The sequence below is a fragment of the Collinsella sp. LCP19S3_D5 genome (assembly GCF_052121415.1).
Classification (GTDB): Bacteria; Actinomycetota; Coriobacteriia; order Coriobacteriales; family Coriobacteriaceae; genus Collinsella.
Genome location: NZ_JBQKEH010000019.1, coordinates 1 through 12,547 on the forward strand (window position 1 = coordinate 1; position 12,547 = coordinate 12,547).

The window sequence follows — 12,547 nt, forward strand, 5'->3', positions numbered from 1 at the left end:
GCGCCGAGAGTACTGCGGGGCCAGCCCGTGGGAGGCCAGGGCGCCGCTGACCGGTGGACGGCACCGAGCCGTGCGCTTGGACTGGGAAGGGGGAGGCCTCGCGGCCTCCCCTTTTTTGCGTTTGATTGATATGGTCTAAACGCCTCTATGGCTTAAAAGCCTGCTCTATTTGAAGAAAACAAAATGAATGACCAGCGCGATTGCCACGATGGCGATGATTAAGAGCGCGATTTGGAGACGGTGCTGTTTGCGCCGTCTGTTTGACGATGTAAATATCGATTTCCCCTGCTTAGGCGTCTCGAGATAGCGGGCGGAATGCGTTAGAGTTTGCTTGGGACGGGGCCCTCTACGATGTTGCTTCGTGGGTGTTTGTGTTTGCTCCTGGCTGCATGCGCTGTTTTTGGATAAGGGGGCATCTTTGAGATACACCGGATCGCTCGAGGCGACACCCATATGCCTGCGACCTGATTGAGATTCTTCAAGGGTTTGATAACGATTGCGAGTTACATATTCAGGCTCTGTATCGTCAATAGGCTCTTGGGAAATATGGGGACGATGGTAGCGTATGGTCTGCGGATAGGTTGATTTATCGTTCTGCATCTGATCATACGAATTGTCGGAGGCTTGATCGTCCATGATGCCCTTAGGTTGTCATTAATATTGTGTATACGCTCATTGTAAGCCCCAGCTTTGTTTAGCTAGGGCACATTTGGTATTTAAGGCACGGTTCAAAGAAGCTTGACCTCATTAAACCTTAGTCACATAGACTTAGATATGCTTATAGATAGAGACTCAAAAAACTTTATATCAAAATGTATATATAAGAAATGGATGGGCATATATTAAAGCGTCAAAAGAAGTCCCTGCCACCTAGAAGATGGCTCGGCAGTCCCTTAAAGGAGTGGTAGTCATGGCAAGCATGGTTCCTTATCGTTCGGTTTTTGGTGTTCGTCCCTCTGCTAGCTCGTTGTTCGATCTGTTTGATGATATGACCGATCTGGCAAACAACTCGATCGCCTCCAAGGCGTTTCCCGTTGATGTTGAGGACAAGGGCGACGGTTACGAGGTCAAGGCTTATTTGACCGGCGTCGCGAAGGACGACATCGACGTTGAGCTCAATGAGGGTCGTCTTTCCATTAGCGTGAATGTTGAGGAGAGCGAAGAGAACAAGGACAAGAACTACCTGCAGAAGGAGTTTTGCTCTTACAGCGCGACGCGCGGTGTGTACCTGAAGGATGCTTCGAGCGAGGGACTTTCTGCAAAGTATGCTGACGGCATCCTTACCGTTACGGTTCCTAAGATTGTCGAGAAGAAGAACGTTACGAAGATTTTCATCGACTAACGTTATCGGCCATTAACATCGGTGCCTGAGTTAAGGGGGCTGGGAAGCGATTCCCGGCCCCCTTTTCTATTTGAGACGGCCTACTGAATGGTCATGGGCCGATATTGCCCGGCGGGACGTATTGTGAGTTTATGTGGCCCCTCAACGCGGGTGGCGGTGCTACCAAGCTCGTTGTCGAGTGTTGCCCCAAGTGAGCTTGCGTAGCTTTTGACGGTAAGGCTTGGGCGATTGTTGTCTTGGCTAATGTGCATCGCGATAAGCTGCTCGGTGCGATCGGTTACCAGCGCGCGTGCGGCATCGGCGGCCTGATCGTTGGAGAGATGCCCTTTTGCAGACAGGATGCGCTCCTGAAGAAAGCGAGGATAGTCTCCTTGACGCAGCATGGCTACATCGTGGTTGCTTTCGAGCGCGAGAATGCGACAGTCCTTGAGCGTATCGATGGCATGCTTCGACAACTCGCCGGTGTCGGTGGCAAAGCCAACCGAATCACCCTGGGCATCAAAACGGTAGCCGACAGGATTGACGACGTCGTGCGATGTCGAATACGTTTGAATGTGGACCCCGGCAATAGAGAGGGCGTCACCTGGGTCGAATTCCTCAACAGACAGATGTGCGAGGCTTTCCTTTGATGCGAGCGTGCCCCTGCTGGAAAAGACCGGTCCGTTCCAATGTTTACACCACACCTCAAGCCCCTTAATGTGGTCGCTGTGCTCATGGGTGACAACAAGGGCGGACACGTCGTCTGCCGAAAGGCCGAGCTCGGCCATGCGTTTGAGCGTTTCGCGGCGGGAAAGTCCGTTATCGACCATAATGAGCCCCTGCGGGCCCTCGATGAGTGCGCAGTTGCCTTTAGAGCCGCTGCCGAGGATATGAAGGTGCAGGCGAGACATAAGATTCCAAAGGATACAATGAGTGCTGACGAATAGAGGAGGAAGCGAATGCCAACGGTATCACAGCATTACGGACACCATGCCGTACCCGGGGCAGTCGATGAGACCCGGACGAGGCAGCAGGCTGCTCCTGTGGTGCTCATGGTATCAGGCGGTGCGGACTCGACGGCACTGCTTCTTATGGCGTGCACATCAAAGCTGGATATCCAAGATGGACGCGGCGTTGCCCCCATTGCTCGCGAGCGCCTACATGTGCTTCATGTAAACCATCACCTGCGAGGCAAGGCATCCGACGGCGACGAGGCCTTTGTGCGCGAGCTCTGCGCACAATATGGCTTGCCGCTGTGCGTGGAGCACGCCTATTTTGATGAGGAGTCGGGCAATATCGAGGCGGCTGCGCGCGAGGTGCGTTATGCCGCGGCGCGAAGGTATGTTCGCGAGCTTTGTGCCAAGATGGGGGTGCCGAGAACGGCGGCGCGCATCTGTACTGCCCATACCTCTTCAGACCGCGCGGAAACATTTTTGATGAACGCCATTAAGGGGTCGGGCCCTGCTGGGCTCTCGAGCATTCCCCGCCGAAGGAATATTGTGGTACGCCCCTTGCTCGACCTAACTCATGGCGAGCTTGTGGGCTATCTGCAGGTGCATGGTCAGCCGTGGCGCGAGGACGAGACCAACGAAGATATCTCGTATCTGCGAAACTACGTTCGCCACCGGGTAATGCCAGTGCTGGCGCAGCGTAATGCGAGCGTGTGCAAGACGATTGGTGCCGCCTGTGAGATCTTGGGTGATGAGGATGCGTTTCTATCCCAGTTGTCGGCACAGGCGTTTCGAAGCTGCCTGCGCAAAGAGGCAGCGGGCGCGCTGGTGCTCGATGCCAGACGCCTTGCTGCGGCCGAGGTGGTAATCGCGCGGCGCATCGTGCGACTGGCGATTAAACGCATCGATCCGGACGCTCGCCCAGAGATGCGCCATGTGGAGCGAGTCCTCTCCTGTGTTGCCGAGGGTGCGGGTTCGGTTACGCTTCCGGCGGGGATTGACGCACGTGTTGAGTTTGGCATGCTGGCGTTTAAGGCACCGGCGGCTCGTGAGGGCTTGGTTGCGGACTGGATTACCATACCCGGCCGTATGTCGTTGGGCGGGGGACGTATGCTGGTCACAGAAGCGATAGCCGTTGAGCCGGGATGCGATATCGTGCGCCGCGCCCGTGAGTTTGCGGCTGCTGGGGAAGTGGCAGCTTTGGTGGACGCGGCCGCCCTGGGTTTTGCCAACAGCGATAGCGAGCGGATCTTGGCGGGCTCGCGCGGCGAGGTTCCTGCCGAGGCGCGATTGGCGCGCCTGTGGGTGGACGGTCCCGCGCCGGGAGACGTGATGTGCCCGTTAGGCATGAGTGGCCGAAGCAAGAAGGTGTCCGACTTGTTGTGCGAGGCTCGTATTCCCGTTTCCGAGCGCACCGGCGTGCCCATGGTAAGGACGGCACCGGGGGGTGTCGTGGTGTGGGTCGCCGGAGTTCGCGCGGACGAACGCTTTAAGTGCACGGCGGCGACGCGTGTGGCCTATCTGCTTCGCGTGGTTGACGCGGATTAGCCCCTCGCACCAGTTTTTCTGTGCGGCGTTGACGGTATTCCCGCGCTGATGGTGCACGGGCTGGAAAATATACCCCGTGCGCTGCTAGAATGTGTAGTTCGCGTCCATACGGCGGTGTGTGGGCGATTAAGCACAAGAAAGGGTTGTCATGGCTTCTCAACATCCGGATATCGAGAAGGTTCTGTTTACGCAGGAGGATATCGACGGTATCGTCTCTCGCCTGGGCGAGGAGATTACGCGCGACTACGCGGGTAAGGATCTGGTGCTGATTGCGGTCTTGCGCGGCGCCGTGGTCTTTATGGGCGACCTGATGCGCAAGATCGAGCTGCCGACCAATATCGATTTCATGGCCGTTTCGAGCTATGGCGACGGTGTGAAGTCCTCGGGCATCGTGCGTATCATTAAAGACCTTGATATCGATATCCGCGGTCGTGACGTGCTGATCGTTGAAGACATTCTGGACTCGGGCCTGACGCTCAAGTATCTGATGAAGAACCTTGAGAGCCGCAAGCCCGCTTCTCTGGAGGTCGCCGCCTTCCTGTGGAAGGACGTTGAGGATCGCATCTCGGCCATTACGCCCAAGTATGTTGGAACCCATTGCCCCGATGCCTTTGTGGTGGGCTACGGCCTCGACTATGCCGAGCGCTATCGTAACCTTCCGTATCTGGGCATTTTGAAACCGGAGGTTTATTCGTAAGATGCCCGACGACCGTAACGACTACAATTCCCAGACACCCCGGGACCCTAAGATTCCGGGGATGCCCGGAGGCAAGAAACCCACACGTACGGGCTGGCTGTATTTTCTTTTGGCTTGCGCACTTCTGGGCTACGCCTTCTTTAATATGGGCTCCGGCTTTGCCAGCTCCAGCAATACCGTTAAGCTCGCGACGAGCGAGATGGTGAGCGCCATCAAGCAGGATCGCGTCGAAGATCTGACCTATACGGTTCAGGACGGAAGCGTGACGGGTCATTACTGGAAGGCGAAAAAGGACAAGGGCGACACGAGTGAGCTCAAGAGCTTTTCCTCGAGCTATGTCGGCTCCGATTCGCTTGCCGAGCTCATGGCGGAGCATCCCGACACTAAGTACATCGTCAACACCAACGACCCCGATTTTTGGGGCGACTTGGCGATGAGCGTACTGCCGACGATTGCCCTGATCGCCATCATGTTCTACTTTATGCGCCAGATGATGGGCGCCAATAATAGGAACATGCAGTTTGGCAAGACCAACGCCAAGACCAACGAGGCTACGCGTCCCAAGGTCAAGTTCGAAGACGTTGCCGGCGTGGACGAGGCTGTTGAGGAGCTCGAAGAGATTCGCGATTTCTTGAGCGATCCGGACCGTTATCGCAAGCTGGGTGCCAAGATCCCGCGCGGCGTTTTGCTGGTGGGCCCTCCGGGTACCGGTAAGACGTTACTGGCCAAGGCCGTTGCCGGAGAGGCCGGTGTCCCGTTCTTTAGCATCTCGGGCTCTGACTTTGTCGAGATGTTCGTGGGCGTCGGCGCCAGCCGCGTGCGCGACCTCTTTAAGGAGGCCAAGTCTCAGGCTCCGTCGATCATCTTCATTGACGAGATCGATGCCGTGGGACGTCAGCGCGGAGCCGGTCTGGGCGGCGGTCACGACGAGCGCGAGCAGACGCTCAACCAGCTGCTGGTCGAAATGGACGGTTTTGAGGAAAGCGAATCGGTCATCCTGATCGCCGCGACCAACCGCCCCGATATTCTGGATCCGGCATTGCTGCGCCCCGGTCGTTTTGACCGCCAGGTTACGGTCGACCGCCCGGATGTGAAGGGGCGCGAGCAGATCTTGCGCGTGCATGCCGAGAACAAGCCAATGGATGAGGACGTTAAGTTTGAGAAGCTCGCCCAGATGACCGTTGGCTTTACCGGTGCCGATCTGGCAAACCTGCTCAACGAGTCCGCGCTGCTTGCCGCTCGCCGTCATCGCTCCGTGATCTCGATGGACGAGGTCGAAGAATCGATGGAGCGCGTGATTGCAGGACCGCAGCGCAAGGGGCGCGTGATGACCGAAGCCGAGCGCACCACGATTGCCTACCACGAGAGCGGTCATGCTCTGGTGGGTCACATCCTGGAGCACTCCGATCCGGTTCACAAGATTTCGATTGTCAGCCGCGGTCAGGCTCTGGGCTATACGCTGCAGCTTCCGCAGGAGGATCACTTCCTCAAGACCAAGAACGAGATGCTCGACGAGCTTGCCGTGTTCTTGGGCGGTCGCGTTGCCGAGGAGCTCATGTGCGATGACATTACATCGGGCGCGAGCAACGATCTGGAGCGCGCGACCAAGATGGCGCGCGAGATGGTTACGCGTTTGGGCATGAGCGAGGAGCTGGGCACGCAAGTGTTTGGCGAGGCGCAGCATCAGGTGTTCCTTGGTCGCGATTATGCCGATCACCAGGATTACTCCGAGGAGACGGCGCGCCGCATCGATATCGAGGTTCAGCGCATCATGCGTGAGGCCCATCGCCGTGCTGTTGAGATTTTGGATGCCCGTCGCGATCAGCTCGATCTGATGGCGAAGGTGCTGCTTGAGCGCGAGACCGTCGAAGGCGACGCCGTGAACGCCCTGCTCGACAACGACTGGGATGCCTACCTTGAGCGCGAGGGCGACATTCTGGCAGCCAAGGAGGAGCGCAACGCCAAGGCGGGCGGCGTGCCGACCAAAAAGCGCACGCCTCGTATGAGCGAGGAGGAGCTGGCAGCTGATGCCGCAGCTTTTGCGCAGGCGGCCATGCAGGAAGATGCCGAAGTCGCATCCGATAGCGCTGACGATGTCGAGGCTGCTGACACAAAAAAGGCCGATGGCGACACCGAGGCCGACGAGTAATCTTTGTCGTGAGAGCCTCCGCGGGGAAACTTGTGGAGGCTTTTTTGAGCGATATGGGGCCATCTGTTGATTGGGGACAGACTTAAATGAGCGTTTTCACGCATTTAAGTCTGTCCCCAATTAACATTGCTGCGGTACTTTGCTTGACTAAAGCGTACAATACCGCCTATGCGAAAGGGGAACAGATGATCAACGAAACCATGTTTGCTCGCGGCGCGGAAAGCTCTATCATCCGCGAGATCTTTAGCTATGGACTTGAACGCAAGGCACAGATCGGTGCGGAGAACGTATTCGATTTTTCGCTGGGCAACCCGAGTGTTCCGGCGCCCGCTGCCGTGGCGGAGTCCATCAAAAAGGCCTTGGAGCTGCCGAGCGACCAACTGCACGGATACACGCCCGCACCAGGCCTGCCGCAATGTCGTGTCGCTGTGGCCGAGTCGCTCAACCGTCGTTTTGGCACGAGCTATGAGGGTAAAGATGTCTTTATGACCGTGGGTGCGGCGGCTTCGCTCACCTGCACGCTCAACGCTGTTACCAATCCCGGTGACGAGGTCATTGTTATCGCCCCGTACTTTCCGGAGTATCGCGTGTGGATTGAGAAGGCCGGCTGTACGTGTGTCGAGGCACCCGCCGATGAAGACACGTTCCAGTTGAGTGTGGGCAACGTGCTCAAGGCGATTACTGATAAGACGGCGGCCGTCATTATCGACTCGCCCAACAACCCGACCGGTGCCGTATATACGCGCGACACGCTGACGCGACTGGCCAATATTCTGCGCGAGGTCAATGCCAAGCGTGATCCCGAGAATCCGATTATGCTCATCTCGGATGAGCCGTACCGCGAGATCGTGTACGGTGCCGAGGTGCCCTGGGTACCCTCAATCTACGAGAACACCGTCGTGTGCTATTCGTATTCCAAGTCGCTGTCGCTGCCGGGTGAGCGTGTGGGCTGGATCTTGGTTCCCAACACCAATCCGCAGGCTGCTCGCCTTATGCCGGCCGTCGCCGGTGCCGCCCGTACACTGGGTTTTGTGTGCGCACCGGCGCTCTTCCAGCGCGTGATTATCGACTGCATCGATGAGCCGAGTGATGTCGAAGCCTATGCTCGCAACCGAACGGCGCTCACCGACGCATTGGCGGAGTACGGCTACACCTACGTTGAGCCGGACGGCGCTTTCTATCTGTGGGTGAAGGCGCTCGAGCCCGACGCAAACGCTTTTTGCGAGCGTGCAAAGAAGTACGAGTTGCTCGCGGTGCCTTCGGATAGCTTTGGCATGCCGGGTTGGTTCCGCTTGGGTTATTGCGTGAGTTACGAAACGATTATCAATTCGCTACCCGCTTGGAAACAGTTGGCGGACGAGTTTCGTTAAAAGCAGAGCGCTCTGCCTACAATGTTTTACGTGAAACGGGGTTTGGTGTTAAACCGGACCCCGTTGTCATGGACGTTGTGTCTTTGGGATGGAGCGGTTTTACGACTATCGAAGGCTATGCGTACAATGAATATACGCGACGGCCATACCGGATAAGGAGACCTGATGCCCTACCTGCTTTCCTGTGACATTCATACCCATACGATGTTCTCTGCGCATGCATATTCGACTATTGAGGAGAATGTGTACTGGGCGGCAGAGCGTGGCCTGCAGGTGCTTGGATCTGCCGACCATCTGAGCTCTATGGTTACGGCTTGCCCCAATGACCTGCGCAGTTACCAGTTCTTTATCAACCAGGATATATGGCCGCGCATTTGGAGCGGCGTGTTGGTGCTGCGTGGCGCCGAGGCCGATATCGTTTCGCTGGACGGAAGCCTGTTTGGCGAGGACACTCCTGTCACGCTCGATATTGCCGGCGATTCGTACAGCCGTCAGCATTCGCTGTTCGATCGGGTTACGCGTAATTTGGATTATTTGGTTGCAAGCGTGCATAATCCGCAGTTCGCTGAAGGCGCGACGCTGGCCCAGACGACCGAGATGTATATCAATGCTCTGGAGCACCCCAAGGTGTTTATGCTGGGGCATACGGGTCGATCGGGCGTGCCGTTCGATATCGACGAGGTGTTGCTTGCTGCTAAGGCTAAGCACAAGATCATCGAGATCAACAATCACAGTCTTGAGCATGGCGCGGATGCCGAGCATTGGGACGTGTGCCGCAAGATTGCCGAGCGGTGCGCCGAGCTGGGCGTGGGAATTGGCGTCTCGACCGATGCGCACATTGGTATGGCAATTGGTAAGCTCGACCAAGCGCGCAAGATGCTCGACGAGATTCACTTTCCGCTGGATTTGATCGTGACGCGCGACCGCGAGACGCTACTGCGCGAGATGGCGGCAGCCGGCGTGTGTGACCTGCGCAAGAGGATGTAGCGGAGTTCATAAACCAAGTAAGGGGGCGGTCCAGACGGGTCGCCCCCTTCTTGTACCGGTGGATTAGCGGCGCTCGAGGACCGCTACAGTTTCGGTGTGGTCGGTATGGGGGAACATGTCGACGGGCGTGATCTTGAGCAGGCGATAACCACCGTCGAGGAGCTGGTGCAGGTCACGCTCTTGGGTCACGGGATTGCAGCTGATATAGGTGATGCGGCGAGGTCTAAGCGCGCAGGCGGCTTCGAGGAACTCGGGGGTAGAGCCGGCACGCGGCGGATCGATGGAAAGGACGTCGATGCGCTCGTTGTTGTCGGCGGCATCTAGGATGTAGTCGGTGGCATCGTCGGCCATAAACCAGGCGCTGCGGGTAAGACCGTTGAGCTCGGCGTTGCGGCGTGCGTCGGCAATGCCCGCCGGGTTGCGCTCCACGCCAAGTAACATGATACCGATGCCCTTGTTCTGAGCTTCTTTAGCTGCGCAAAGACCGATGGTGCCGCTGCCGCAGTAGGCATCCATGAGAACATCGCCCTGGTGCAGATCCATACCGTCGATAGCGAGCTGGTAGAGCAGCTCGGTCTGCTGCGGGTTGGTCTGGTAGAACGCGGTGGGGGAGATATCGAACTCGCAGCCGAGTAGCTGGTCGCGCATGCATTCAGCGCCATACACGATGTGGGTTTCCTCACCCAGGATGGCGTTGCCAGGGCGTCCGTTGATGTTTTGGGCGACGGTGACGATACGCGGATCGAGTGCGGCGATGGCCTCAAAGAATTCCTGCGCATGCGGCAGGTCGCGCTGGGCGGTAACGAGGGTGATCATGATCTGGTCGGTGCGCCAGCCGCAGCGAACGACGGCATAGCGAAGCAGGCCCAGATGCTTGTCCTCGTTAAAGGCGGGAATGTGCAGGCGCTCGGCCTCACGCGCAATGCCGTTAAGAATCTGACGGGCTCCCGGTGCCTCGACGGGGCATTCGGGAACAGCGACGATTCTGTGCGTGCCGCGCTCAAAAAAGCCGCAGCGGACAGCGCCCCCTTTGCCGGGGGCAAAGGGAGTGGCGGCCTTATGGCGAAAACCACGCGGCGCAGGATATTTGCCCGGGTCGCCCAGAGTAACGTCCATACCGCGAATGGGATCGACGGTTATGCCCTCACGCTCGCAAAGAGCAGCAAAAAGTTCATCCATAGCAGCCTGCTTGGCCGCCAGCTGCTTCTTATAAGGCCTGTTGAGCGCCGTGCATCCACCGCAAGCTTTCATGATGGAACAGGGCGACTTGGGATCAACGGCCTTATGAGCGGACCGGGACGACTCATTATGCGAGCGCTTGGAACGAGCTTGAGGCGCCTTATCCTCGCCCCGACGAAAGCTGGGGCGCTTGGCCTTAGCCTTGCCTTTGGCTGACCTGCCCTTCGCATCCTGAGACGACTTGGATTTCTTGGAAGATTTTTTCTCCTCCGACCCCTCAGCCGCCTCGATCAAAGCACGACGAGCCTTACGCTCCGCACGAGATTCTGCCATGAAGTAACCCCACTAATTTATAAATTGAAATCTGAAAGCATTGTACCGTGCCAGGCTAGCAGACGATATACAAGCGTCCACTTCACGTTAGTGATAAGTCCAACGACGTTTGCCCGGCGCGGGCGGGGAGCGGCGCGTAATTAAGTTTATCGCGAGTTCCGCACGCAAAGGAAAGCACTTAATGTGCTTTCCGTCTTGCGCAGGACTGTAGAGCAGGAAACTTAATTACGCGCCGCTCCCCGCCCGCGCCGGGCAACTTCTCCCTTGTACTCTATCAAGGTAAAGTGTATGATTCTGGACGTTACATGAATCACTTTACTTAACTAAAGTGCCATCAAGGGGGAATACCATGAATACCGATATGTCTCGTCGTCAGTTTGTAGGTCTAGCCGGCTCGCTCGCCACGGTGCTTGGCCTTGGTCTTGTCGGCTGCGGCGGTGGTGCCGACAAGGGTTCCACTGCCGGCTCTGCTGCGGCAAAGGACGCCAAGGGCGCTGTGGAGTCTAAGAAGCTCGTGGTGGGCTTTGACAAGTCCTATCCTCCGTATGGCTTTGTGGCCGACGATGGCGAGTACACCGGCTTTGATCTCGATTTGGCCAAGGCAGTTGCCGATAAGCAGGGCTGGGAGGTCAAGTACGAGGCCATCGACTGGGACGCCAAGGATACGCTGCTCAACTCGGGCGCCATCAACTGCATCTGGAACGGCTTTACCATGGAGGGCCGCGAGGACGACTACACGTTCTCCGAGCCGTACATGCTCAATGAGCAGGTGCTGGTGGTCAAGAAGGATGCGGGCATCAAGAGTTGGGACGACCTTGCCGGCAAGACCGTGATTACCCAGACCGATTCTGCCGCGCAGGATGTGCTAGAGGGTGACCAGAAGGATCTGGCGGCGACGTTTGCCACGCTCGATACCATCGGCGAGTACAACACGGCTTTTATGCAGCTCGAGAGCGGCGCGGTCGATGCGGTGGCTTGCGACCTTTCGATCGCCCAGTATCAGCTTGCCGCCAAGCCCGATGCCTATACGCAACTTGACAAGCCGCTGTCCAGCGAGCACTACGCCGTTGGCTTTAAAAAGGGCGACACCAAGTCGGCCGACGCCGTGACCGAGTCGCTCAAGGCGCTCTATGAGGACGGTACAGTCAAGGACCTGTGCGACAAGTATGCGAGCTACGGTCTATCCTTCGACAACTGGGTTTTGAAATAGCCACAGCACCCAACCTTGCGGCTCCAACCCTCCTCGCGTACCAAAGTACGCTTCGTCGGGCTTGTCGCTCGCAATCTTGGGCACTGTGCCTATTTCAATTAACACCTGCTGTTCTGTTGCTGTGAAAGAGAGCTTGGGTTGTCTATTCAGGTCATGATGCAGATGCTTGGCCAGGGTTTCTTGGTCAGTTTGCAGTTGTTTGTGCTCACGCTGTTGGGCTCGATTCCCTTGGGAATTCCCGTGGCGTTCATGCGCATGAGCAAAATCGCGCCGCTGCGTTGGATTGCGCGCATCTACATTTCGGTCATGCGCGGTACGCCGCTCATGCTGCAGATGTTTGCCATCTACTTTGCTCCGTATTATGTCTTTGGTATTTCGCTCACGCCCGATTCCAAGTGGACAGCGTGCGTCGTGGCATTCATCATCAACTATGCCGGCTACTTTGCCGAGATCTATCGCTCGGGTTTGCAGTCTATCCCGCGTGGTCAATATGAGGCCGCCGAGGTGCTGGGTTACTCACGCCTGCAGACGTTTTTGTACATTGTGATGCCGCAGGTCGCCAAGCGCATTTTGCCGGCGATGGGCAACGAAATCATCACGCTGGTCAAGGACACGTCGCTGGCGTTTGCCATCGGCGTGGGGGAGATGTTCTCGACGGCCAAGGCACTGGTTGCCTCGCAAGTGAGCATGGTGCCGTTTGCGATTGCGGCACTGATCTACTGGGTCTTTAACTTTGTGGTCGAGATGCTGCTGGGCGCCGCCGAAAAGCGACTTGACTACTACCACGACTAGCCTGTTCCGTC

The 12,547-nt window shown here is 57.3% G+C and carries 11 protein-coding genes; 8 read left to right on the forward strand and 3 right to left on the reverse strand.

From position 1 onward, the window contains the following. Positions 1-165 precede the first annotated feature (165 nt). On the reverse strand, positions 166-636 hold the full coding sequence (locus ACTQXO_RS07835; RefSeq protein WP_441033664.1) for a hypothetical protein: 471 nt from the start codon (positions 634-636) through the stop codon (positions 166-168). 274 nt (positions 637-910) lie between these two features. Between ACTQXO_RS07835 and ACTQXO_RS07840 the strand changes: the two genes are divergently transcribed. Further along, entirely contained in the window at positions 911-1,342 is a 432-nt protein-coding gene (locus ACTQXO_RS07840) for an Hsp20 family protein (RefSeq protein WP_427728790.1), read from the forward strand. A gap of 80 nt (positions 1,343-1,422) precedes the next feature. Here ACTQXO_RS07840 and ACTQXO_RS07845 read toward each other — a convergent pair whose 3' ends face one another. Then, positions 1,423-2,232: an MBL fold metallo-hydrolase gene (locus ACTQXO_RS07845; protein WP_441545593.1), complete on the reverse strand. Its 810-nt coding sequence runs from the start codon at positions 2,230-2,232 to the stop codon at positions 1,423-1,425. A gap of 48 nt (positions 2,233-2,280) precedes the next feature. On the opposite strand from ACTQXO_RS07845, the gene tilS reads away from it, so the two are divergent. The 5 genes from tilS to ACTQXO_RS07870 all read left to right on the forward strand — a co-directional run bounded on the left by tilS (position 2,281) and on the right by ACTQXO_RS07870 (position 9,022). Next, entirely contained in the window at positions 2,281-3,819 is a 1,539-nt protein-coding gene (tilS, locus tag ACTQXO_RS07850; protein WP_195838600.1) for a tRNA lysidine(34) synthetase TilS, read from the forward strand. A 148-nt stretch (positions 3,820-3,967) separates the two neighbouring features. Next, positions 3,968-4,516 (forward strand): hypoxanthine phosphoribosyltransferase, encoded by a 549-nt coding sequence (hpt, locus tag ACTQXO_RS07855; RefSeq protein ID WP_154517754.1) that lies wholly within the window; start codon positions 3,968-3,970, stop codon positions 4,514-4,516. A gap of 1 nt (position 4,517) precedes the next feature. Beyond that, positions 4,518-6,665: an ATP-dependent zinc metalloprotease FtsH gene (ftsH, locus tag ACTQXO_RS07860; RefSeq protein WP_441016580.1), complete on the forward strand. Its 2,148-nt coding sequence runs from the start codon at positions 4,518-4,520 to the stop codon at positions 6,663-6,665. Between the two features lie 185 nt (positions 6,666-6,850). Beyond that, the gene (locus ACTQXO_RS07865; RefSeq protein WP_441545594.1) at positions 6,851-8,035 is read left to right on the forward strand and encodes a pyridoxal phosphate-dependent aminotransferase; all 1,185 of its coding nucleotides are present in this window, start codon (positions 6,851-6,853) and stop codon (positions 8,033-8,035) included. A gap of 165 nt (positions 8,036-8,200) precedes the next feature. Then, positions 8,201-9,022 (forward strand): phosphatase, encoded by an 822-nt coding sequence (locus tag ACTQXO_RS07870; RefSeq protein WP_154517764.1) that lies wholly within the window; start codon positions 8,201-8,203, stop codon positions 9,020-9,022. Between the two features lie 63 nt (positions 9,023-9,085). Here the strand turns inward: ACTQXO_RS07870 and rlmD are convergent, their stop codons facing one another. Further along, positions 9,086-10,534: a 23S rRNA (uracil(1939)-C(5))-methyltransferase RlmD gene (gene rlmD, locus ACTQXO_RS07875; RefSeq protein ID WP_441545595.1), complete on the reverse strand. Its 1,449-nt coding sequence runs from the start codon at positions 10,532-10,534 to the stop codon at positions 9,086-9,088. A 349-nt stretch (positions 10,535-10,883) separates the two neighbouring features. Between rlmD and ACTQXO_RS07880 the strand changes: the two genes are divergently transcribed. Beyond that, the gene (locus ACTQXO_RS07880) at positions 10,884-11,744 is read left to right on the forward strand and encodes a transporter substrate-binding domain-containing protein (protein ID WP_441033285.1); all 861 of its coding nucleotides are present in this window, start codon (positions 10,884-10,886) and stop codon (positions 11,742-11,744) included. 138 nt (positions 11,745-11,882) lie between these two features. Further along, positions 11,883-12,536, forward strand: coding sequence for an amino acid ABC transporter permease (locus ACTQXO_RS07885; protein ID WP_233502679.1), 654 nt, complete (start codon positions 11,883-11,885; stop codon positions 12,534-12,536). Positions 12,537-12,547: the final 11 nt, after the last annotated feature.

Bases quoted from the DNA above. Each gene is read 5' to 3' on its own strand.
- ACTQXO_RS07835 (WP_441033664.1), bottom strand. From the start codon at position 636: ATGGACGATCAAGCCTCCGACAATTCGTATGATCAGATGCAGAACGAT.
- ACTQXO_RS07840 (WP_427728790.1), top strand. From the start codon at position 911: ATGGCAAGCATGGTTCCTTATCGTTCGGTTTTTGGTGTTCGTCCCTCT.
- ACTQXO_RS07845 (WP_441545593.1), bottom strand. From the start codon at position 2,232: ATGTCTCGCCTGCACCTTCATATCCTCGGCAGCGGCTCTAAAGGCAAC.
- tilS (WP_195838600.1), top strand. From the start codon at position 2,281: ATGCCAACGGTATCACAGCATTACGGACACCATGCCGTACCCGGGGCA.
- hpt (WP_154517754.1), top strand. From the start codon at position 3,968: ATGGCTTCTCAACATCCGGATATCGAGAAGGTTCTGTTTACGCAGGAG.
- ftsH (WP_441016580.1), top strand. From the start codon at position 4,518: ATGCCCGACGACCGTAACGACTACAATTCCCAGACACCCCGGGACCCT.
- ACTQXO_RS07865 (WP_441545594.1), top strand. From the start codon at position 6,851: ATGATCAACGAAACCATGTTTGCTCGCGGCGCGGAAAGCTCTATCATC.
- ACTQXO_RS07870 (WP_154517764.1), top strand. From the start codon at position 8,201: ATGCCCTACCTGCTTTCCTGTGACATTCATACCCATACGATGTTCTCT.
- rlmD (WP_441545595.1), bottom strand. From the start codon at position 10,534: ATGGCAGAATCTCGTGCGGAGCGTAAGGCTCGTCGTGCTTTGATCGAG.
- ACTQXO_RS07880 (WP_441033285.1), top strand. From the start codon at position 10,884: ATGAATACCGATATGTCTCGTCGTCAGTTTGTAGGTCTAGCCGGCTCG.